A 21016-nucleotide genomic window follows, 5' to 3' on the forward strand; every position below is an offset into this window, starting at 1 on the left:
GGTGCCCGGCGGCCATGCCGGGCGCCCGCCTGCCGCTGGCTAGACTTCCTCGACGGAGCTCGGCTCCGCCCGGGACAGGTCGATGCCCAGTTCCTCCGCGGCCCGGAAGACTTCTTCGTCCGAGTCCCGCATTTCGATGGTCGTGCCGTCCGTGGAGAGCACTTCCACGTTCAGGCAGAGCGACTGCATTTCCTTGATGAGGACCTTGAAGGACTCGGGAACACCCGGCTCCGGGATGTTCTCGCCCTTGACGATCGCCTCGTAGACCTTCACGCGGCCGTGGATGTCGTCGGACTTGATGGTCAGCAGTTCCTGCAGGGTGTACGCGGCGCCGTAGGCCTCCAGGGCCCACACTTCCATTTCGCCGAAGCGCTGGCCGCCGAACTGCGCCTTACCGCCCAGCGGCTGCTGGGTGATCATGGAGTACGGTCCGGTGGAGCGGGCGTGGATCTTGTCGTCCACCAGGTGGTGCAGCTTCAGGATGTACATGTAGCCGACCGAGATCGGGTCCGGGAACGGCTCGCCGGAGCGGCCGTCGAACATGCGGGCCTTTCCGGAGTTGCCGATCAGGCGCTGGCCGTCGCGGGTGAGCGCGGTGTGGTCCAGCAGCCCGCGGATCTCGTCCTCGTGGGCGCCGTCGAACACCGGGGTGGCGACCGTCGTCGGGCCGGACTCGCGGGGCAGGTTCGGCAGGTCCTTGACCCACTCCGGCTCGCCCTCGATCTTCCAGCCCTGCTTGGCGGCCCAGCCCAGGTGGATCTCCAGGACCTGGCCGACGTTCATGCGGCCCGGAACACCCAGCGGGTTCAGGACGACGTCCACCGGGGTGCCGTCCTCGAGGAACGGCATGTCCTCGATCGGAAGGATCTTGGAGATGACGCCCTTGTTGCCGTGGCGGCCGGCGAGCTTGTCGCCGTCGGTGATCTTGCGCTTCTGGGCCACGTAGACGCGGACCAGCTGGTTGACGCCCGGGGGCAGCTCGTCGTCGTTGTCGCGGTCGAAGATGCGCACGCCGATGACGGTGCCGGACTCGCCGTGGGGCACCTTCAGGGAGGTGTCGCGGACTTCGCGGGACTTCTCGCCGAAGATGGCGCGCAGCAGGCGCTCCTCCGGGGTCAGCTCGGTCTCGCCCTTCGGGGTGACGCGGCCGACCAGGATGTCGCCGGCCTCGACCTCGGCACCGATGTGGATGATGCCACGCTCGTCCAGCTGGGCCAGGATCTCCTCGGAGACGTTCGGGATGTCCCGGGTGATCTCCTCGGCGCCCAGCTTGGTGTCGCGGGCGTCGACCTCGTGCTCCTCGATGTGGATCGAGGTCAGGACGTCGTCCGAGACCATGCGCTGGCTCAGGATGATGGCGTCCTCGAAGTTGTGGCCTTCCCAGGACATGAACGCGACCAGCAGGTTCTTGCCCAGCGCCAGCTCGCCCTTGTCCGTGGACGGACCGTCGGCGATGATCGCGTTGTGCTCAACGCGGTCGCCTTCGGACACGCGGACGCGCTGGTTGTAGGCGTTGCCCTGGTTGGAGCGCGCGAACTTCATGATCGGGTACGCGTGCTCGGTGCCGTCGTCGTTCATGACGGTGACCAGGTCCGCGGAGACCTCGGTGACGACGCCCGGCTGCTGCGCGGTGACGGAGTCGCCGGCGTCGACGGCCACGTACTTCTCCATGCCGGTGCCGACCAGCGGCGCCTCGGAGGCCAGCAGCGGCACGGCCTGGCGCTGCATGTTCGCACCCATGAGGGCGCGGTTGGCGTCGTCGTGCTCCAGGAACGGGATCAGCGCGGTCGCGGCGGACACCATCTGGCGCGGGGAGACGTCCATGTAGTCGATCACGGACGGCTCGACGAGCACCGGCTCGCCGCCGCCGCCACGCTCGCGGCAGAGGACCAGGTCCTCGACGAAGCTCTGGTCGTCGTTCATGGGCGCGTTCGCCTGGGCGATGACGCACTCGAGTTCCTCGTCCGCGGTGAGGTAGTCGACCTGCGTGGTGACGCGGCCGTCCACGACCTTGCGGTACGGGGTTTCGATGAAGCCGAACGCGTTGATGCGCCCGTAGGTCGCCAGCGAGCCGATGAGGCCGATGTTCGGGCCTTCAGGGGTTTCGATGGGGCACATACGGCCGTAGTGCGACGGGTGGACGTCACGGACTTCCATGCCGGCGCGGTCGCGGGACAGGCCGCCCGGGCCCAGCGCGGACAGGCGGCGCTTGTGCGTCAGGCCGGCCAGCGGGTTGTTCTGGTCCATGAACTGCGACAGCTGGGAGGTTCCGAAGAACTCCTTGATCGCGGCCACGACGGGGCGGATGTTGATCAGGGTCTGCGGCGTGATGGCCTCGACGTCCTGGGTGGTCATGCGCTCGCGCACGACGCGCTCCATGCGGGACAGGCCGGTGCGGACCTGGTTCTCGATCAGCTCGCCGACCGCACGGATGCGGCGGTTGCCGAAGTGGTCGATGTCGTCGATCTCGACACGGATGTCAAGGTCCGCGCCGTCGCGCTTGCCCGGGACGGTCCGCTCGCCGGCGTGCAGCGCGACGAGGAACTTGATCATCGCGACGATGTCGTCGATGTTCAGCACCGAGGCGTCGGTGGAGTCCAGGGACTTGTCGACGCCGAGCTTGCGGTTGATCTTGTAGCGGCCGACCTTGGCGAGGTCGTAGCGCTTGGCGTTGAAGTACAGGTTGTCCAGCAGGGCCTGCGCGGCTTCGACCGTCGGCGGCTCTCCCGGGCGCAGCTTGCGGTAGATGTCCAGCAGCGCCTCTTCCTGGGAGTCGGTGGTGTCCTTCTCCAGGGTGGCGCGGATGGAGTCGTAGTTGCCGAACTCCTCGAGGATGCGTCCCTCGGTCCAGCCCAGGGCCTTCAGCAGCACGGTGACGGACTGCTTGCGCTTGCGGTCGAGGCGCACACCGACCTGGTCGCGCTTGTCGATCTCGAGCTCGAACCAGGCGCCGCGCGAGGGGATGATCTTCGCGGTGAAGATGTCCTTGTCGCTGGTCTTGTCCGGAGTGCGCTCGAAGTAGGCGCCCGGGGAGCGGACGAGCTGGGACACGACGACACGCTCGGTGCCGTTGATGATGAACGTGCCCTTGTCGGTCATCAGCGGGAAGTCGCCCATGAACACGGTCTGCTGCTTGATCTCGCCCGTGTTGTTGTTCATGAACTCGGCCTTGACGTACAGCGGCGCCGCGTAGGTTGCGTCGCGGTCCTTGCACTCGGCCATGGTGTACTTGGGATCGGCAAACTCCGGCTCGGAGAAGCTCAGGGACATGGTGCCCTGGAAGTCCTCGATCGGGGAGATCTCTTCGAAGATCTCGGCCAGACCGGAGACGTTCGCTACGCCCTGGATGCCTTCGGCGCGGGCCTGCTCCACACGCGCCTTCCAGCGCTGGTTGCCGACGAGCCAGTCAAAGCTCTCCGTCTGCAGCGCCAGCAGATTGGGCACATCCAAGGGTTCGTGAATCTTAGCGAATGAGAGTCGGCCGGCGGCTTCCGCGCTACGGGCCGAGCTAGCGGTTTCATTGTTAGAGGTGCTCGAGGCGACCAAGATGGATCCTTCCACAGACCGTCAGGTTTCCGGCGCCCATCCCCCGCCCGGCACAAGCCGGAATCCAACCATTGGAGCAAGCCCACCGCTATATGAAGGCCGAAGGTTAAGAGGGAAGACGCAAAGCTCTATCCTACACCTCGGCTCTTACCATGTCGAATGGCGATCCGGCAAGATAGCATTTTCCCCGCCCCTTTCGGGCCGGCCGGGCGGGGCTGGCCGGCCATGCCCCGCCACTGCCCCCCCGGCAGTCGCGAGCCGCTCCGGCACGCAGCCCCGCACCGCCGTTCCCCCGCGGCCAGCCTCGGCGCGGCGGCGAAAATCCCCCTTCGCCCCGCGCGCCTCCTGGCCGGCCTGCCGCCGTGGCGGCCCCTCCGCGTTCCCTCCGGTTTCGGGGCCCCCCAACGACTCCCCGACGCCCGTGGTGCTGCGGACTGGTGTAGCGGTTTGGTGCTGGCCCCACCCCCCGGCGGGACCGTTGCCGTCACTCTAACCACGGGACATCGCCGTCCGATAGCCATCTCGACAGTGAAATTACAAGAATTTTTGTAAAAATTTGTGAACTTGCCGCGTCCACCCTCCCTCAAACGCTCCCGGCGCCGGCGCGCAACCCGCCCTTTCCCCTGTGATCGGCACCACGTCCTCCACTGGCGGCAACTAGACTGGCAGCAACCGTTCGACCGTCCCGCATTTGACCGTCCCAGGAGTGACCCAGTGCCTTCATCCCGTGATGCCGTGATCGTTGGCGGGGCCCGCACCCCGTTCGCCCGCCTGAACGGGGCCTTGGCCCCGCTTCCCGCCGCCGCGCTGGGCGGGGCCGCGATCGCCGGCGCCCTCGCCCGGGCCGGCGTGCCCGCGGAGGATGTCGACGCCGTCGTGATGGGCCACGTGGTGCAGGCCGGGTGTGGGCAGAACCCCGCGCGGCAGGCGGCCATCGCCGCCGGCATCGGATGGGACGTGCCCACGGTGACCGTGAACAAGGTCTGCCTGTCCGGGCTGGCCGCCGTGACCGACGCCGCCCGGCAGATCCGCCTGGGCGAGGCGGAGGTGGTGGTCGCCGGTGGCCAGGAATCCATGAGCCTGGCCCCGCACCTGCTCCCCGGGTCCCGCCAGGGCTGGACGTACGGCGATGTCCCGGCGGCCGACTCGCTGGCGCGCGACGGGCTGACCGATGCGTTCGACGGCCAGTCCATGGGCGCCTCCACCGAGGCCCGCAACGCGGTCCTCGGCATTGACCGGCAGGCGCAGGACGAGGTCGCCGCCGCGTCGCACCAGCGCGCCGCGGCGGCCCAGCGGGACGGCGTCTTCGACGCGGAGATCGTCCCCGTGGACGTCCCCCAGCGCCGCGGCACCGCCACCGTGGCCGCCGACGAGGGCGTACGGCCGGACACCACTGCGGAAACCCTCGCGGGCCTGCGTCCGGCCTTCGCGGCCGAGGGAACCATCACCGCCGGCAACTCCTCCCCGCTCTCCGACGGGGCCGCGGCCCTGGTGGTCGTCTCCCGCACCTACGCCGAAACCCACGGGCTGCGCATCCTGGCCACCGTGGGTGCGGCCGGCCAGGTGGCCGGCCCCGACACGTCCCTGCACTCGCAGCCCTCGCGCGCCATCGAGGCCGCGCTGGACAAGGCCGGCTGGGCCGTCGGGGAACTGGATTTCATCGAGATCAACGAGGCCTTCGGCGCCGTCGCGGTGCAGTCCCTGAAGGACCTGGGCTATCCGCTGGATCGGACCAACATCCACGGCGGCGCGATCGCGCTGGGGCACCCGATTGGCGCGTCGGGCGCGCGACTGGCCCTGCACGCGGCGCTGGAACTGGACCGGCGCGGCGCCGGCAGGGCAGCCGTCAGCCTGTGCGGCGGCGGCGGACAGGGCGAGGCCCTGCTCCTGTTCCGCGAGTAGGCCGAACAGGCGCAAGCACGCGCCACGCACGACGGCGGCCGGTCCCCCGAGGGGGCCGGCCGCCGTCGTACTGGGATTTCCCGCCACAGGTGCGGTCCGTCCGTCAGGTGCGGTCGGGGGCCACCCGCTCCGGCCGGCGCCCGGCGCTGCGCACCGCGCTGCCGGCCAGCCGGCCCGCCGCCTCCACGCTGCGGCTGGCCCACCGGCCCAGCGCCGGGCCGAAGCGCTGTTCGAGATGCCGGTTCACCAGGTACGCCGCGGCGAAGACCACCGCCAGCGCCAGGACGAGCACCACCGGACGCGGGAGCACCGGGCTCAGCACCGAGATGAGCCACCAGCCCCAGATCTCGTGGAGCAGGTAGACGGGATAGGTCAGCGCCCCGGCCAGGGCCATGCCGGGCAGGCTCACCGAACGCAGCGGGGTCAGGGACAGGGCCGCCACCACGGCGAAGAGGCCGGCCACGATGCCCCAGTAGGCCTGCTCGGGCACCTGGTAGCCGACCAGTTCGAGGGCTTCGCGGCTGCCCGTGGCGCCGGTGTGGTGGGCGGCGAGGACGACGTTGTAGAGCAGCACCGCCCAGCGCAGCGGAGTGTGCCCGAACCGGTAGATCAGGAACAGCGCCATGCCGCCGGCGAAGAGCGGGGAATGCTCGGGGATCAGGACCTGTTCCGCCCAGTTCCCGCCCGCCGCCGCCGTGATCAGCGGCTCGAACAGGCCCAGCGTGGGCCACAGGGCGGCGAAGGCCACCAGGCGCCCGGGGGTGAGCAAGCCGAGCAGCATCAGCGCGAGGATCCAGCCGTAGAAGCGCATCTCGGCCCACAGCGTCCAGTAGACGCCGTCGACGTGCGGGACGCCGAAGCCCTGCTGGAACATGGTCAGGTTCATGGCCCAGTCGGAGATGCTGAGGCGGACGCCCGTCTCCGGCCAGAAGAACAGCACCAGCGCGCCGGTCAGCAGCACGGCCGCCCAGTAGGCCGGGTACAGCCGGCCGATGCGCGATCCGATGAACCGCGCCGGCGTCTTGCCGTAGCTGGAGAGGAGGATGACGAAGCCGCTGATAATGAAGAACAGCTGCACGCCCATGTTGCCGAACACGCTCAGCCGCGACAGCACCGGCCACGCCTCGCGGGCGGTGCCGCTCCCCCAGTGCCCGTGGTGCCAGGCGGTCCAGTGGAACAGGACGACGGCGACGGCGGCCACCAGCCGCAGTCCGTCCAACAGGGCCAGACGCGGCGGCCTGGCCACGGCCGGGATCGCCGCCGGGCTCGCAACTCGCTGCGCCGGCGCGGTGGTCGTGGTCATGCGGCTCCCTTCAGGACGCTCCTGTCCCAAGACACGCGTGGTGTTACGGATTCGTTACCTTCCATTGCACCGCATCTTCCCGCTCCGCCGCAAATCGGCCCAGTCAGGCCGCGACTGTTGTACCCGCAGCAACAGGGGCAACGCAAAGGCCCCGCCCACCGAACGGTGGACGGGGCCTTCGACGAAGAGGCGGAAAACCTACTTGAGGGTGACCGTGGCGCCGGCAGCCTCGAGGACTTCCTTGGCCTTCTCGGCGGTCTCCTTGTTGGCGCCTTCCAGGACAGCCTTCGGAGCGGCGTCGACCAGGTCCTTGGCTTCCTTCAGACCCAGGGAGGTCAGGGCGCGAACTTCCTTGATGACGGCGATCTTCTTGTCGCCGGCAGCCTCAAGGATAACGTCGAAGTCGGTCTTCTCTTCGGCAGCGGCTTCGCCGGCACCGCCAGCCGGGCCTGCAACGGCGACGGCAGCGGCGGTGACCTCGAAGGTCTCCTCGAAGGTCTTGACGAACTCGGAGAGCTCGATGATGGTCATTTCCTTGAAAGCTTCAAGCAGCTCTTCAGTGGTGAGCTTCGCCATGGTGGCGTCCTTTCGGTGAGGCGGCGCCGCGGCGCCGCAAGAAGGGGGTGGGGTGAAGGAGCTCTAGGCTTCTTCGGTGGCGGCTTCGGCAGCCGGAGCTTCCTCGGCCTCTGCGGCCGGGGCCTCGGCGGAAACCGGGGCAGCGCCACCGTTCTCCTCGAGCTTCAGGCGCAGCGCGTCGATGGTGCGGACCGCGGCGGAAGCCGGGGCCTTCAGGACGCCAGCCACGCGGGCCAGCTGGAACTCGCGGGACTCGAGGGCAGCCAGTGCGGCAACCTCGGCTGCGTCAAGGGCCTTGCCCTCGAAGTAGCCCGTCTTGATGATGAGTTCCTTGTTGGCCTTAGCGAAATCCGTGAGGCTCTTGGCAGCTGCAACCGCGTCACCCTTGATGAAGGCGATGGCGGTCGGGCCGGCAAGCTGGCCATCGAACGCGTCGATGCCCGCTTCCTTGGCTGCAATACCAGTCAGGGTGTTCTTCACGACCGCGTACTTGGTCTCGAGACCAAGCGAGCGGCGCAGTTCCTTGAGCTGTGCAACGGAAAGCCCACGGTATTCGGTCAGGACAGCGGCGGACGACTCCTTGAAGTCGGCGGTGATTTCAGCGACAGCGGAAACCTTGTTCGGCGTTGCCATAACCCTCCTTCCGGGGAATTGTTCGGTGCCGGTCGTTCCGGTTCCCCGGCCCTGGGGCCACATAAAAAACGCCCCGCGCAGATGCACGGGGCTTCGTCCTCGCCCGGGCCGCAAAACGGCCCTGAAGGATAAGTTCGTTCACCTGCGCTGGCCGTCCTCTGCGAGGAACTTTCGGATCATCCACCCGGTGCAAGCACAGGGAGAATCATCGACCGACGGTCTTTGGTGCCTTAACCATACCCCGGGGCCCGGACGCGGGCCAAATCGGCGCCGCCGACGGGTCCGGGGGCACAAAAAAAGCGCGGCGGACCGCGCACGAACTTCGGGGCCAGACGTGGGGCCTGCACCCACTTCGGACATGCCGGGTGCAGATGGGCCCGGCACAGATGCGGGCCGTTCCCCGCCACTTGGGGGACGGCGGGGAACGGCCCGATCCAATTCGCCACGGTGCGGCTTGGGGGAACGCACCGTGACTCTTCCATGCCGGAGGGCTTGGGGGACCAAACCGACATGGTGGCGCTAAGCGCCTGCCGGCCTGTCGAAGCGCCAACGGCTAAAGCGTAGCAGGTCCGGGCACCTCACCTCCAGCACATTCCTCCCCGTGCGTTACGGAATTGGAAAACTTTTCGCGCTGACGGAAAAGGGCCCGCCCGGCGGATGCCGGACGGGCCCCAAGGTCCCGGGGACTAGGCCTCGATGACGACCTTGGTGACGTTCGGGTCAAGCGGGATGCCCGGGCCGAACGTGGTGGCCAGGGTGGCCTTCTGGATGTAGCGGCCCTTGGAAGCGGACGGCTTCAGGCGCAGCACCTCTTCGAGGGCGGCGGCGTAGTTCTCGGCCAGCTTGGTGGCGTCGAACGAGGTCTTGCCGATGATGAAGTGCAGGTTGGAGTGCTTGTCGACGCGGAAGTCGATCTTGCCGCCCTTGATGTCGTTGACGGCCTTGGCGACATCCATGGTCACGGTGCCGACCTTCGGGTTCGGCATCAGGTTGCGCGGGCCGAGGATCTTGCCCAGGCGTCCGACCTTGCCCATCAGGTCCGGGGTGGCGACGGCCGCGTCGAAGTCGGTCCAGCCGCCGGAGATCTTCTCGATCAGGTCGTCGGAGCCAACGAAGTCGGCGCCGGCGGCGATCGCGGCCTCGGCCTTGTCGCCGTTGGCGAACACCAGGACGCGGGCGGTCTTGCCCGTGCCGTTGGGGAGGTTCACCGTGCCGCGGACCATCTGGTCGGCCTTGCGCGGGTCGACGCCCAGGCGGAAGGCGACCTCAATGGTGGCGTCGATCTTGGAGGGGTTGGTCTCCTTGGCCAGCTCGATAGCCTCGACCGGTGCGTACAGCTTGTCGCCATCGATCTTGGCTACAGCTGCCTCGTATGCTTTGCTGCGCTTTGCCATCTGCGTTTTCTCCTTATGCAGTCGTGGTCTCGAATGGGTCGCGCTCGACCCTGCCACTGCGACGGCGCGGTTCCCGCGTACGGTGCGTCCCGCCGTCGTTCTTTGTTTATGGGGTGGGGTGCCTGGAAAGGCGGTGGGGACTAGCCCTCGACGGTGATGCCCATGGAGCGGGCGGTGCCGGCGATGATCTTCGCGGCGGCGGCGAGATCGTTGGCGTTCAGGTCCTCAAGCTTGGTCTGGGCGATTTCCTCGACCTGGGCCTGGGTCAGCTTGGCGACCTTGACGGTGTGCGGGGTGGCGGAGCCCTTCGGGACGCCCGCGGCCTTCTTGATCAGCTCGGCGGCCGGCGGGGTCTTGGTGATGAAGGTGAAGGAGCGGTCTTCGTAGACCGTGATCTCCACCGGGATGACGTTGCCGCGCTGGGCCTCCGTCGCGGCGTTGTACGCCTTGCAGAACTCCATGATGTTGACGCCGTGCTGACCAAGCGCCGGACCGATCGGCGGGGCCGGGTTGGCGGCGCCTGCCTGGATCTGCAGCTTGATGAGGCCGGTGACCTTCTTCTTGGGGGCCATTTCGGGTCCTTCTACTCATACGTTTCCCCGATGCACAGGAGCGTGCCCGGGGGGTTGGCCGCCGTGGCGCGGCGGCCGGATCGTCCCCTCCCGGTAAAGCGGCCGGGCGGGGACGAAGACTGTGTTACTGGATCTTGGTGACCTGGCTGAAGGACAGCGTCACCGGGGTCTCGCGCTCGAAGATGGAGACGAGGACCACCAGCTGCGAGGACTCCGGCTTGATCTCGGAGATCGTCGCCGGGAGGGTCTCGAACGGGCCGTCGTTGACGATCACGGATTCGCCGACCTCGAAGTCGATGTTGACTTCGGTGATCGGGATGCGGACCGCCTTGCCGGTCTCCGCGGCGGTGGCCTCGGCGATGACCGTGTGCTCCAGCATGGAGAAGACCTCGTCCAGGCTCAGCGGCACCGGGTCGTGGGCGTTGCCGACGAAGCCGGTGACGCCCGGGGTGTGGCGCACGGCGCCCCACGAGGCGTCGGTCAGCTCCATGCGGACCAGCACGTAGCCGGGAATGCGCACGCGGCGGACGATCTTGCGCGTGGTGTTCTTGATCTCCACGACCTCTTCCATGGGCACCTGGATTTCGTAGATGAAATCCTCCATGCCCAGGGTCTGGATGCGGGTCTCCAGGTTCACCTTCACGCGGTTCTCGTAGCCGGCGTAGGAGTGGATGACGTACCAGTCGCCCGGCTGGCGGCGGAGCTTGGCCTGGAAGTCGGCGACCGGGTCGACAGGCTCGGCTTCGGTCTCAGCTGCGTCGGCTTCAATCTCGGCGGAGCCCTCGGAGGCGGAGTCCTCAACGACGGAATCGGCCGACGCCTCTTCGGCGTCGACCTCGGCGGCCAGCTCAACGACCTCGTCGTTGGCCTGCGGTTCGAGTTCCTGCTCGGACACTGCGGTTCCTGCTTTCTTTGACTGGTTCACCAGAACTGTGGCGGCGCGGACGCCCGACGGTCTACTGCTCGGTCGGGTTCGTGAAGATCAGGATCGATCCGTTGCCGAACACGTAGTCGAGGGCGCTGACGATGAGCATGACCAGGACCACGAAACCGAGCACCACGAGCGTGTAGTTGACCAGTTCGCTGCGGGTCGGGGTGACGACCTTGCGCAACTCGGCAATCATCTGCCGAAAGAACAGCGCGATGCCCGCAAAGAAACCGGTCTTGGCCTGCTTCTTGTGATGGGGTGCCCCTTGGGAGCTACCTGCGGCCGTTTCGGTCACTGTCCCTCGTTTCACGTTCAAACCGTACTGAAACAACACGGTGTGCCGCAGCCTCAAGGGCTACGGCACACCGTGACTTGGATTTCGCCGAGCCGCCCCTGGGGGCTGCCACTGCGCAGGGCAGACAGGACTCGAACCTGCAACCTGCGGTTTTGGAGACCGCTGCGCTACCAATTGCGCCACTACCCTTCGGGCCAAGGCCCGTGGACGTCCCGCACCGAGCGCGGTCCATCCGCGGCGCTTTCCAGCACCGAGGAAACACTCTACTGCACATCAGGCCCGTAAGTCGAACCGGGCCCCGGAAGGTGTGTCGCAGAAGCCGCGACACAAGGTGACCATGGCGCGCGCCCGTGGCTAAGCTGGGAAGCGCCCAGCCCCTTTACCCAGGAAGCGCCATGTCACGCATCTCCCGCCGTATCGGTTCCATCGCCGAATCCGCCACCCTCGCCGTCGACGCCAAGGCGAAGGCCCTCAAGGCCGCGGGCCGCCCCGTGATCGGCTTCGGTGCGGGCGAGCCGGACTTCCCCACCCCCGACTACATCGTCGAGGCCGCCATCGCCGCCGCCCGCGACCCGCGATTCCACCGCTACTCCCCCGCGGCCGGGCTCCCCGAACTGAAGACCGCGATCGCCGCAAAGACGCTGCGTGATTCGGGCTACGCGATCGAGGCGTCCCAGGTCCTGGTGACCAACGGCGGCAAGCAGGCCGTGTACAACACCTTCGCCACCCTGCTCGATCCGGGCGACGAGGTCCTGGTCCCGTCGCCGTTCTGGACCACCTACCCGGAGGCCATCCGGCTGGCCGGCGGCGTGCCGGTCGACGTCTTCGCCGGGCCGGAGCAGGGCTACAAGGTCACCGTTGACCAGCTCGACGCGGCGCTGACGGAGCGGACCAAGGTCCTACTCTTCGTCTCCCCCTCCAACCCCACCGGCGCGGTCTACTCCCCGGAGCAGGTCAAGGAGATCGGCCAGTGGGCCGCCTCCAAGGGCCTCTGGGTCGTCACGGACGAGATCTACGAGCACCTGACCTACGACACCGCCGAATTCACCTCCATCGCCACCGCTGTGCCGGAACTGGGCGACAAGGTGGTCATCCTCAACGGCGTCGCCAAGACCTACGCGATGACCGGCTGGCGCGTGGGATGGATGGCCGGCCCGGCCGATGTCATCAAGGCCGCCACCAACCTGCAGTCCCACGCGACCTCCAACGTGGCCAACGTCTCCCAGATGGCCGCGCTCGCCGCCGTTTCCGGGCCGTTGGATGCCGTGCACGAGATGAAGAAGGCCTTCGACCGCCGCCGCCGCGCCATGGTCGAGGGGCTGAACGCCGTCGAGGGCATCTACTGCCCGACGCCGGAGGGCGCCTTCTACGCCTACGCCGACGTGCGTGCGCTGCTGGGCCGCGAGATCGCCGGCGCCCGTCCGGAAACGTCCGCCGAACTGGCGGCGCTGATCCTGGACAAGGTCGAGGTCGCCGTCGTTCCGGGCGAGGCGTTCGGTCCGTCCGGCTTCCTCCGCCTGTCCTACGCGCTGGGCGACGATGACCTGGCTGAGGGCGTGGGCCGCATCCAGAAGCTGCTGGCCTAGCAGCCTGCTCAGGCCAGAATCCCCCGGTGCCACGCACCGGGGGATTCTGCACTTTCCCCCGCATCCGCAGCTGAAACGCTCCTCTCCAGCACCAAAAGTTGACTCCTGCCACACCGGGTGCAGAATCGTCAGGATCGCTTCCCCCGGAACCAGGCTTCCACCTCACGGACCACGGCCTGCGGATCCTCCAACACCCATCGGGCCGGAATCCGCATCACAAACCGCCGCTTGAGGCTTGCGGCGTTTCCGCGACGCCGGTCCTCCTCGAAATCACGCGCGTCGGAGTGGTAGGTGCGCCCGTCGATCTCCACGAGCAGCACGCCGTCCACCTCGAGGTCCACGTGCCCGACGCCGGCAACCGGCACCTGGCTTCGCACCCGGTACCCCGCCCGCAGCAGCGCGTCCCGGGCCAGGGTTTCGGCCGGCGACTGGGCCTTGGGATCCACCTTTCGTACGATGCGCCGGGTCACGTCGCTGCCCCGACCCCGGCAGTCGTCGCGCAAGGCCGCCAGCGTCACCCGCTTCTTCACCACCGCCGACTCGACGATCACCAGGGCCTCCGGCTCGGGCAGGCACCGCATCACCTGCCGCAGCATCACCAAGTCCGGGACCAGGTATCCGTGACGCGCCTTGGTCCGGTGCATGACAATCCCCTCGGGGCACTCGAACGTTGTCGCCGAACTCAAATGCGTTCCGGACGGCGCCTTCCAGACCCACAGGCCCGTTTCCTTCGCCGCGCTCACGCAGGCCAGCGAGGACCGCCATGTCACGGTGTGGAGCAGTGCCCCGTCCACACCCGGCAGCAGATAGACGCCCGGGTTGCCCTTCCAGACCCGTCCCTCGGCGACGGCACGCTGGAGCGCTGCCGACCCTACGCCCAACCGGGCCAGGTCGGCGGCCCGCGCCGCGCCGCCGCGGCTGTTCAGGGCTTCCACCGGATCCCGTGACTTCATTCACCCAGCGTGCGGTCTTCGGCACCGCGTTGGGCTGGCCAAGCGGGGAATGTGGACAACAAGAATCTGCACTCGCGGCCGGTCTGGCCTGAAATCGCCGTCACAGCAGCCCCAAGGGGTTACCCCTTTCACCGCAAGTGCAGGATCGGCCTAGAGGATGCGCCTGTCCACGGCCCAGCGGGTGAGTTCGTGCCGGTTGGACAACTGCAGCTTGCGCAGCACCGAGGACACGTGCGTCTCCACGGTCTTCACCGAAATGAACAGGTCCTTGGCGACCTCCCGGTAGGTGTACCCGCGCGCGATCAGCCGCATGACCTCCAGCTCCCGCGCGGACAGCAGGTCGAGTTCGTCGTTCGAGCTCACCGCCTGCGTGCCGAACGCGTCCAGCACGAACCCGGCCAGTCGGGGGGAAAACACCGCGTCCCCGCCGGCCACGCGCTCGACGGCGTCGGAGATCTCCTGCCCCGACACGGACTTGGTCACGTAGCCGCGCGCGCCGGCCCGGATCACGGACACCACGTCCTCGGCGGCGTCGGAAACGCTCAAGGCCAGGAACCTCACCTGCCCCAGCAGGCCGCCGCACCCGGCGATCACTTCCGCTCCTCCCCCGCCGCGGCCGCCCGGCAGGTGCACGTCCAGCAGCACGACGGCGGGACGCAGCTCGTGCACGGTCCGCACCGCCTCCTCCACGGTGGCGGCCTCGCCGACCACCCGGATCCGCGCGTCCAGGTCGGCCTTCAGCCCGGACCGGAAGATGGCGTGGTCGTCGACCACCACAACGTCGATGGGTTCGTTCACGGGGTGTCCCTTTCCATGGGCATGTGCAGCTTGATTTCGGTGCCGTCGCCGCTGCGGATGGTGGCGGTGCCCCCGTTGCGCCGCATGCGCCCGACGATGGATTCGCGCACCCCCAGTCGGTCCTCGGCTACGGCGTCAGGATCGAACCCCGGGCCGCGGTCGCGGACGAAGACGTCCACGCCCGCGGGGCCCGCCTCGACGTACACGGAGACCGTGCCGCCGGCGTGCTTGACGGCGTTGAGCATGGCTTCCCGGGCGGCCTGCAGGAGCGCGTCGTGGCCGGGCAGCCCGGTCAGGGAACCGACCGCGACGACGTCGATGACGGCGCCGCGGCTGTCCTCCAGCTCCGCCGCCACGGCACGGACGGCCTCGCAGATCTCCCCCTCCGGGGCGGCTTCGTCCGTGTAGAGCCACTGGCGCAGCTCGCGCTCCTGGGCGCGGGCCAGGCGCACCACCTGGGCCTCGTCGCCGGCGCGCTTCTGGATCAGGGCCAGGGTCTGCAGCACCGAGTCGTGCAGGTGGGCGGCGATCTCCGCCCGCTCCGCGGCGCGGATCCGGGAGGAGCGTTCGGAAACGAAGTCGCGCCAGATGCGCACCGCGAACGGCAGCGCCACCAGGGACACCCCGGCCAGGACGGCCAGCGCCACGAGCAGCCCGGTCCACAGTTCCTCCCACGCGACCGCGCCGGAGACCAGCACCACCAGCCCGGCCACCACCAGGCCGAGTCCGGCCGCCAGCCGGACGACGCCGGCGGCGCCCGTGGCTCCCGCGCGGCGCCTGAGCCCTTCCCGGCTGACGGTGTCCAGCTGGAGCCACGCGATGATGGCCCCTCCCAGCACGGCCAGCACGGGCCAGAGGATCTGCCAGGCCACGTCCACCCCGGCCGCCTGGGCCGCGAGCAGCCCGGCCAGCAGCAGCAGCACGGCCCCAACGAGGATCTCCTTGCCCCCGAGGGCGCTTCCGGCCGGACCGGCGTACGGCACGCGGCGCAGTCCGGCCCGGCCCGCGGCGTCGCGGTCCGCCTCGCGGGCGGCGTCCTCGACGCTGGGGACCAGCAGCCACAGCCACACGTACAGCAGGACGCCGGCCCCGCCCAGCAGCGCGGAGGCCGCCATCACGATCCGGACCACCTTCACGGGCAGGCCCAGGTGCACGGCCAGGCCCGCGCAGACCCCGGCCAGCACGCGCGGGGTCCCGCGCAGCAGGGGCGGCCTGGCGTGGGCGGTTTCGGTCATGCTTCCATCCAAACACGTCCGGGCAGGCAGGGGGCCTTTTTCCGGGGTACCCCGGGAAGGATCAGGGACGCCTCAGGGGGTACCCCGATGGTGGCGGCCCCCGCCGCGCGGAACGATGGTGGGTATGAACACCGCACCTGTTGAACCCCCACCTGTTGAACACGGATTCTTCCGCTGGATCCGCGGCCTGGGCTTGCAGCGCAGCCAGGACCGCTGGATCGGCGGCGTCGCCGGGGGGCTGGGCCAACGCTTCGGGATCGACCCGCTGCTGGCCCGCGGCCTCGTCGTTGTCCTGGCCGTCTTTACGGGGGCCGGGCTGCTGCTGTACGGGCTTGCCTGGGCGCTGCTGCCCGAGCCGGACGGCCGCATCCACCTCCAGGAGGCCGGGCGCGGTCGCTGGACCGCGGGAATGTCCGGCGCACTGGTCTTCTTCCTCCTGGGCCTGATCGACCGCCCCACCCCGTTCGGCCACTGGAACGACGGCTGGTGGTACGGCACCCTGTGGACGCTCCTGGTTGTCGGCGGCGTCATCTGGTTCATCGTTTCGCGGCAGAAGCGGAACGACGGGGGCTCCTACCCCGGGGCCACGTTCCCCGCGGCGCCCTACCCGGCCGGCCCCGTGCCTCCGAATGGCGCCGCGTCCCCCAATGACACCGGGTCTTTCAACGACACCGTGCCCCTGAACGACGCCACACTCCGCAACGACACCGTCCCGGTCGGCCAGCCTCTGCCGCCGGCCGGTCCGCCCTACCCGGCCGCCTTCACCGCTCCGGTGCCGCAGGCGACCGGCGCCCCGTGGCCGCCGAACCAGCCACCCACGAAGGAGCCCCACCATCAAGGTCGGAGCTTTCAGCTCGCTGGAGGTGCCGGTCCCGGACAGCCGCCCGTGAAGCAGCCCCGCCCCGAACCGCCGCTGCCCGGATACAGCGTGGCCGTCGTCGTCGGCGTGGCCGTGCTGGTGGCCGGGACGATCGCGCTGCTGCACGTGATGGGCGTGGTCTCCCTCGCCGGAATCGTCGTCCCCGTCGCCATGGCCGCCGCCCTGGTGGTCATGGGCCTGGGCCTGGTGGCCGCGGCCCTGCGGCACACCACCGGCGGCGCGCTGACCGGCCTGACCATCGCCCTGCTGGTCTGCACGGTGCTGGCCTCCGGCGCCACGCTGAACAAGCCGCAGTGGGGCTGGGGCACGCCGATCACTGAACAGCAAGGCAACTCCTACACCAACGTCTTCGCGAACGGCACGGTAGACCTCAGCGGCTACTCCACCATCACCTCCGACACCACCGTCCAGATGGATGGGGCCTTCAGCTCGCTGGAGGTGCTGGTCCCGGACAACATCCCTGTGGTCGTCACCGGCGACGGCGCCTTCTACTCGCTGGAGGTCACCACCGAGAACGGGCAGCAGTCCCAGTCCGGCATCGGCAGCACCAGCGACATCGTCCTGAACGAGGGCGCGACCGGGCCGACTCTCACCGTCGAGATCGACGGCGCCTTCAACAGCATCACCGTCGAAACCGCGAAAGCGCAGGTCACCCCATGAGCGAACACACCACCCCTGAAACGCACGACGCCGAATCCCCCCGGGTGCCGGTCGGCACCCTGGTCTTCGGCTCCGTGGTGGTGGTCCTCGGACTGCTGCTGCTGGGCGGGCTCCTGTACGGATTCGCGCTCAACCCGGCGTACGTCGCCGTCGGACTGCTGGTGGGCGCCGGCGCCCTGATGATCATCGGCGGCATAGCCGCCGGGCGGCGCAGCCGCCGGTGACGGTTCCCCCACCCGTCTCCCTCGTGAAAGGCTCTACCCCATGGATAAGTTCTTCGATTCACTCCACGCCTTCCCCTTTCACCGGGGCCCCAAGCGCATGGTGGCCGGCATTGCCGGCGGCATTGCCGACAAGTTCGGCTGGGACGTGACGCTGGTGCGCATCGGCATGCTGCTGGCGTTCCTGCTTCCGGTGGTCAGCATCCCGCTGTACCTGGTGCTGTGGCTGCTGATCCCGGACCAGAACGGCACGATCGTGCTGGAACGGCTGATCGGCAAGCGCTGATTTGCTGGTCGCCATTGGGCCCACTGGCTAGACTCGTGACCGGTGGGCCCAGTGACGTGCCCCGGCACCTGCCCGCGCTGGCCTGGATTCCGGCGGGCACAGACCACTGACGAAAGCTGAGCCTGCGATGCGTATTGGAATCATGACCAGCGGCGGCGACTGTCCCGGCCTGAACGCGGTGATCCGCGGAGCGGTGCTTAAAGGCATCAAGACCCATGATCATGAATTCGTCGGGTTCCTCGACGGCTGGCGCGGAGTGGTGGAGGGCGACATCATCGACCTGCCGCGCGCCTCGGTGCGCGGCATCTCCAAGCAGGGCGGCACCATCCTGGGAACCTCCCGCACCAACCCGTACGACGGCGAGCAAGGCGGCCCGGACAACATCCGGGCCACGCTGGATCGGCTGGGGATCGACGCCGTGATCGCGATCGGCGGCGAGGGCACGTTGGCGGGGGCCAAGGAGCTGACCGATGCGGGGCTCCCGATCGTGGGGGTCCCCAAGACCATCGACAACGACCTCGACGCGACCGACTACACCTTCGGGTTCGACACCGCCGTGCAGATCGCCACCGAGGCCATCGACCGGCTGCGCACCACCGGCGAATCCCACCACCGCTGCATGGTCGCCGAGGTCATGGGACGCCATGTCGGGTGGATCGCGCTGCACGCCGGCATGGCCGCGGGCGCCCACGCCATCCTCATCCCCGAACAGCGCGTGAGCATGGAGCAGATCACCCACTGGGTCCGCGAGGCGCACGACCGCGGCCGCGCCCCGCTGGTTGTCGTCGCCGAGGGCTTCGTCCCGGAGGGTTCCTTCGAGCCCTATGCCGACCGCGGCCGCGATGCCGCCGGCCGGCCCCGGCTGGGCGGCGTGGGCGAGCGGCTGGCCCCGCTGATCGAAGAGGCCACCGGCCTTGAAACCCGCGCCACAGTGCTCGGCTACATCCAGCGCGGCGGAGTGCCCACCGCGTTCGACCGGGTGCTGGCCACCCGGCTGGGGATGGCCGCCGTGGATTCGGTCACCGACAAGGCGTGGGGAACCATGGTGGCGCTACGCGGCACCGACATCCACCGCGTGCCGTTCATCGCCGCCATAAACAACCTCAAGCGCGTGCCGCAGCACCGGTTCGACGAAGCCGCCGTCCTCTTCGGCTAGCGACTACCGTCCTCCCCGTTCACGGCCTGCCCCACACGCTTCGCGCGCGGGGACCCCTGGCTGCTCTCTTCCCTCGCTTCGCTCGGGGCGGGGCCCTCGGCCGCTAGTCTTAGGTTTTATGGACTTGGAGACGGGAACCCGCGCCATCATCGCGCTCGCCTGGGCACGCCGGTTCGGCCTGCCCGACACGGAACTGCACTACGCAGCCATGGGCGAGACGGCGCCGCGGGTCCTGGCCAGGGACGACACCACCGACAGCGTGCGGTTCCTGCGCCTGCTGCGCGGCTCCGCGCTCCACGGGCCGGGATGGGCGCTGGACGCGGCCGAACGGTACGACGACGACGAACTGGGCCTGGAGTCGACGCTGGTGCGGCTGGTGCGCGAGCACGGCGGGGGCAGGGACGCCCGCGGGCTGGGCGAAACCGCGCTGTATTATCTGGACGAGCCGCTGGACGTGGCCGAATCCGAATCCACGGTGGTCTCCTTCGACGTCGCCCACGCGCGGGAGCTGGAAGCGGCGTGCCCGCGCGACGACGTGGCGGAGGTGCGGCTCTCCGCGCGCGAACACCCCTTCACGCTGCTCGCCGAAGAGGGTCACAAGCCGCTGGCCGGGGCCGGATACGACATCTGGGAGGGAATGGTGGCCGACCTTTCGGCGCTCACCGCGCCCGCGCTGCGCCGGCACGGCCTGGCCTCCTACATCACCGCGGTCGCGATCGACGACGCGCTCACGCAGGGCCTCATTCCGCAGTGGCGTGCCGGGGTGAGTAACCGGGCGGCGCACCTGACAGCGCAGACCCTGGGGTTCGTGCTGGCCGGTTCGCTGACCGCGGCCAGCATCGGGGACACCCGCTTCTGAGTAGCGACCCAGCGCAGGGCCGTCGTTCCCCGCAAGCGCGGGGCAGCCGGGTCCCTGCGTGGCGACGAAGTCGACATGAAAGGGCCGTCGTTCCCGCAAGCGCGGGGCAGCCGGGTCCCTGCGTGGCGACGAAGTCGACACGAAAGGGCCTGCCCCGCGCGCTACCGGTGGCGCAGGAAGCCCTGCTGGCGGCCGACAACCTGGCCGGCGTCGGGCGCGACGATCGCCTCCTGGGCGGCCGCGTAGCGCTCCTCCCCGTCCACGACCACCAGGGCGGCGGCGGGATCGACGTTGCGCTTGATGATCGCCAGGGCGATCGGCCCGGCCTCGTGGTGCAGGGCCGCGGAGGTGATTCGTCCGACCGTCTTCTCCCCCAGCACGACGTCGCTGCCGGCGGCCGGCAGGGTGTGCAGGCTGCCGTCCAGGTGCAGGAAGACCAGGCGGCGTGGCGGATGGCCGAGGTTGTGCACCCGGGCCACGGTTTCCTGGCCCTTGTAGCAGCCCTTGGTCAGGTGCACGGCGGTGCGCATCAGGTCCAGTTCGTGGGGAATGGTCTTGTCGTCGGTTTCAAGGCCCAGCCGGGGGCGCCAGGCGGCGATGCGCAGGGCCTCCACGGCCATGGTCCCGGCCAGCGGCAGGCCCTCCACGGCGGCCTCCAGGTCCGCGGCGGGAACCAGGTATTCGAGCCAGACGCGTCCGGCGGCCGGATGCTCCGCTCCGGAATAGGAGTAGCCGCCCGGGAGCACACCCGGCCACGGGTCGCGCCACACGGTGCGTCCCGCCAGTTGCGGGATTTCCGCGGCGGCTCCCACGACGGCCCAGTCGGCGCTGGCATCGGCCACCTCGACCCGGAGCATGAACCGCATCGAGTCCAGCCAGGCGGCCAGCGGCGCGGCCTCTGCCGCCTCCACGAGCAGCCACGTGGTGGTTCCGTCGTCGACGACCCGGCAGTCGTGCTCGATGCGCCCCTGCACGTTCAGGAAGAGGGCCTCCGTGGACTCCCCCGGGGCCAGCCCCAGCAGGAGCTGGGTGGAGAGCGAGTTCAGCCAGGAGAGCCGGTCCGGCCCGGTGACGGTGACGACGCCGCGATGGGACAGGTCGGCCACGGCCTGGCCCGATTCCAGCCGGCGCTGTTCGGGCAGCGGGTCGCCATAGTGGGCGGCGACGCCGGCGTCGGCTCCGGAGCCTTCAACGGCGCCGGAGCGCCCAAGGAGCGGGGAAGGAAGGGGCATT

General features: G+C 69.2%; 19 protein-coding genes and 1 tRNA gene. 7 read left to right on the forward strand and 13 right to left on the reverse strand.

Annotated elements, in window-relative coordinates:
- Positions 1 to 39: 39 nt before the first annotated feature.
- Positions 40 to 3546 carry a DNA-directed RNA polymerase subunit beta gene (rpoB, locus tag ABD912_RS04915; protein ID WP_345148910.1) on the reverse strand — a complete coding sequence of 1169 codons (3507 nt, stop codon included), beginning with the start codon at positions 3544 to 3546 and terminating at the stop codon, positions 40 to 42.
- Positions 3547 to 4260: 714 nt separating this feature from the next.
- Here rpoB and ABD912_RS04920 point away from each other — a divergent pair.
- Positions 4261 to 5448 (forward strand): acetyl-CoA C-acyltransferase, encoded by a 1188-nt coding sequence (locus ABD912_RS04920; protein WP_345148912.1) that lies wholly within the window; start codon positions 4261 to 4263, stop codon positions 5446 to 5448.
- Positions 5449 to 5551: 103 nt separating this feature from the next.
- Here ABD912_RS04920 and ABD912_RS04925 read toward each other — a convergent pair whose 3' ends face one another.
- From ABD912_RS04925 to ABD912_RS04960, 8 genes are all read right to left on the reverse strand, one after another.
- Complete coding sequence (locus ABD912_RS04925) at positions 5552 to 6751, reverse strand: acyltransferase family protein (RefSeq protein ID WP_345148914.1); 1200 nt, start codon at positions 6749 to 6751, stop codon at positions 5552 to 5554.
- 198 nt (positions 6752 to 6949) lie between these two features.
- Entirely contained in the window at positions 6950 to 7327 is a 378-nt protein-coding gene (gene rplL / locus ABD912_RS04930; RefSeq protein ID WP_345148915.1) for a 50S ribosomal protein L7/L12, read from the reverse strand.
- Between the two features lie 63 nt (positions 7328 to 7390).
- Complete coding sequence (gene rplJ / locus ABD912_RS04935) at positions 7391 to 7960, reverse strand: 50S ribosomal protein L10 (protein ID WP_345148916.1); 570 nt, start codon at positions 7958 to 7960, stop codon at positions 7391 to 7393.
- Positions 7961 to 8646: 686 nt separating this feature from the next.
- A complete protein-coding gene (gene rplA / locus ABD912_RS04940) occupies positions 8647 to 9354 on the reverse strand; it encodes a 50S ribosomal protein L1 (RefSeq protein WP_345148917.1) in 708 nt (235 codons plus the stop codon).
- A 140-nt stretch (positions 9355 to 9494) separates the two neighbouring features.
- Positions 9495 to 9926 (reverse strand): 50S ribosomal protein L11, encoded by a 432-nt coding sequence (rplK, locus tag ABD912_RS04945; RefSeq protein ID WP_345148918.1) that lies wholly within the window; start codon positions 9924 to 9926, stop codon positions 9495 to 9497.
- A 124-nt stretch (positions 9927 to 10050) separates the two neighbouring features.
- Entirely contained in the window at positions 10051 to 10821 is a 771-nt protein-coding gene (gene nusG / locus ABD912_RS04950) for a transcription termination/antitermination protein NusG (RefSeq protein WP_345148919.1), read from the reverse strand.
- 61 nt (positions 10822 to 10882) lie between these two features.
- The gene (gene secE, locus ABD912_RS04955) at positions 10883 to 11149 is read right to left on the reverse strand and encodes a preprotein translocase subunit SecE (protein ID WP_345149417.1); all 267 of its coding nucleotides are present in this window, start codon (positions 11147 to 11149) and stop codon (positions 10883 to 10885) included.
- Positions 11150 to 11265: 116 nt separating this feature from the next.
- Positions 11266 to 11338: transfer RNA gene (locus tag ABD912_RS04960), tRNA-Trp, on the reverse strand.
- 206 nt (positions 11339 to 11544) lie between these two features.
- Here ABD912_RS04960 and ABD912_RS04965 point away from each other — a divergent pair.
- A complete protein-coding gene (locus tag ABD912_RS04965; RefSeq protein WP_345148920.1) occupies positions 11545 to 12735 on the forward strand; it encodes a pyridoxal phosphate-dependent aminotransferase in 1191 nt (396 codons plus the stop codon).
- 128 nt (positions 12736 to 12863) lie between these two features.
- On the opposite strand, the gene ABD912_RS04970 is transcribed toward ABD912_RS04965, so the two are convergent.
- The 3 genes from ABD912_RS04970 to ABD912_RS04980 form a co-directional block, all read right to left on the reverse strand.
- A complete protein-coding gene (locus ABD912_RS04970; protein WP_345148921.1) occupies positions 12864 to 13688 on the reverse strand; it encodes an endonuclease domain-containing protein in 825 nt (274 codons plus the stop codon).
- Between the two features lie 150 nt (positions 13689 to 13838).
- Complete coding sequence (locus ABD912_RS04975; protein WP_345148922.1) at positions 13839 to 14486, reverse strand: response regulator transcription factor; 648 nt, start codon at positions 14484 to 14486, stop codon at positions 13839 to 13841.
- Positions 14483 to 15721, reverse strand: a complete 1239-nt coding sequence (locus tag ABD912_RS04980) for an ATP-binding protein (RefSeq protein ID WP_345148923.1) — start codon at positions 15719 to 15721, stop codon at positions 14483 to 14485. Before ABD912_RS04980 ends, ABD912_RS04975 begins: the two co-directional genes overlap by 4 nt.
- 124 nt (positions 15722 to 15845) lie before the next feature.
- Here ABD912_RS04980 and ABD912_RS04985 point away from each other — a divergent pair, with 124 nt between their 5' ends.
- The 5 genes from ABD912_RS04985 to ABD912_RS05005 all read left to right on the forward strand — a co-directional run bounded on the left by ABD912_RS04985 (position 15846) and on the right by ABD912_RS05005 (position 19783).
- Positions 15846 to 17261 (forward strand): PspC domain-containing protein, encoded by a 1416-nt coding sequence (locus ABD912_RS04985; RefSeq protein ID WP_345148924.1) that lies wholly within the window; start codon positions 15846 to 15848, stop codon positions 17259 to 17261.
- Positions 17258 to 17485: a hypothetical protein gene (locus tag ABD912_RS04990; RefSeq protein WP_345148925.1), complete on the forward strand. Its 228-nt coding sequence runs from the start codon at positions 17258 to 17260 to the stop codon at positions 17483 to 17485. The genes ABD912_RS04985 and ABD912_RS04990 overlap by 4 nt, the downstream gene beginning before the upstream one ends.
- 40 nt (positions 17486 to 17525) lie before the next feature.
- On the forward strand, positions 17526 to 17768 hold the full coding sequence (locus tag ABD912_RS04995; protein WP_345148926.1) for a PspC domain-containing protein: 243 nt from the start codon (positions 17526 to 17528) through the stop codon (positions 17766 to 17768).
- Positions 17769 to 17895: 127 nt separating this feature from the next.
- Positions 17896 to 18924: an ATP-dependent 6-phosphofructokinase gene (locus ABD912_RS05000; protein WP_345148927.1), complete on the forward strand. Its 1029-nt coding sequence runs from the start codon at positions 17896 to 17898 to the stop codon at positions 18922 to 18924.
- 118 nt (positions 18925 to 19042) lie between these two features.
- Entirely contained in the window at positions 19043 to 19783 is a 741-nt protein-coding gene (locus ABD912_RS05005) for a GNAT family N-acetyltransferase (protein ID WP_345148928.1), read from the forward strand.
- 161 nt (positions 19784 to 19944) lie between these two features.
- Here ABD912_RS05005 and ygfZ read toward each other — a convergent pair whose 3' ends face one another.
- Positions 19945 to 21015, reverse strand: coding sequence for a CAF17-like 4Fe-4S cluster assembly/insertion protein YgfZ (gene ygfZ / locus ABD912_RS05010; RefSeq protein ID WP_345148929.1), 1071 nt, complete (start codon positions 21013 to 21015; stop codon positions 19945 to 19947).
- Position 21016 lies beyond the last annotated feature (1 nt).

The organism is Arthrobacter ginkgonis, assembly GCF_039540195.1.
Taxonomy (GTDB): domain Bacteria; phylum Actinomycetota; class Actinomycetes; order Actinomycetales; family Micrococcaceae; genus Zafaria; species Zafaria ginkgonis.

Coding starts and splice junctions, on each gene's coding strand:
- ABD912_RS04925 (WP_345148914.1), bottom strand. CDS start 6,751: ATGACCACGACCACCGCGCCGGCGCAGCGAGTTGCGAGCCCGGCGGCG.
- rplL (WP_345148915.1), bottom strand. CDS start 7,327: ATGGCGAAGCTCACCACTGAAGAGCTGCTTGAAGCTTTCAAGGAAATG.
- rplJ (WP_345148916.1), bottom strand. CDS start 7,960: ATGGCAACGCCGAACAAGGTTTCCGCTGTCGCTGAAATCACCGCCGAC.
- rplA (WP_345148917.1), bottom strand. CDS start 9,354: ATGGCAAAGCGCAGCAAAGCATACGAGGCAGCTGTAGCCAAGATCGAT.
- rplK (WP_345148918.1), bottom strand. CDS start 9,926: ATGGCCCCCAAGAAGAAGGTCACCGGCCTCATCAAGCTGCAGATCCAG.
- ABD912_RS04965 (WP_345148920.1), top strand. CDS start 11,545: ATGTCACGCATCTCCCGCCGTATCGGTTCCATCGCCGAATCCGCCACC.
- ABD912_RS04970 (WP_345148921.1), bottom strand. CDS start 13,688: ATGAAGTCACGGGATCCGGTGGAAGCCCTGAACAGCCGCGGCGGCGCG.
- ABD912_RS04980 (WP_345148923.1), bottom strand. CDS start 15,721: ATGACCGAAACCGCCCACGCCAGGCCGCCCCTGCTGCGCGGGACCCCG.
- ABD912_RS04985 (WP_345148924.1), top strand. CDS start 15,846: ATGAACACCGCACCTGTTGAACCCCCACCTGTTGAACACGGATTCTTC.
- ABD912_RS04990 (WP_345148925.1), top strand. CDS start 17,258: ATGAGCGAACACACCACCCCTGAAACGCACGACGCCGAATCCCCCCGG.
- ABD912_RS04995 (WP_345148926.1), top strand. CDS start 17,526: ATGGATAAGTTCTTCGATTCACTCCACGCCTTCCCCTTTCACCGGGGC.
- ABD912_RS05000 (WP_345148927.1), top strand. CDS start 17,896: ATGCGTATTGGAATCATGACCAGCGGCGGCGACTGTCCCGGCCTGAAC.
- ABD912_RS05005 (WP_345148928.1), top strand. CDS start 19,043: ATGGACTTGGAGACGGGAACCCGCGCCATCATCGCGCTCGCCTGGGCA.
- ygfZ (WP_345148929.1), bottom strand. CDS start 21,015: ATGCCCCTTCCTTCCCCGCTCCTTGGGCGCTCCGGCGCCGTTGAAGGC.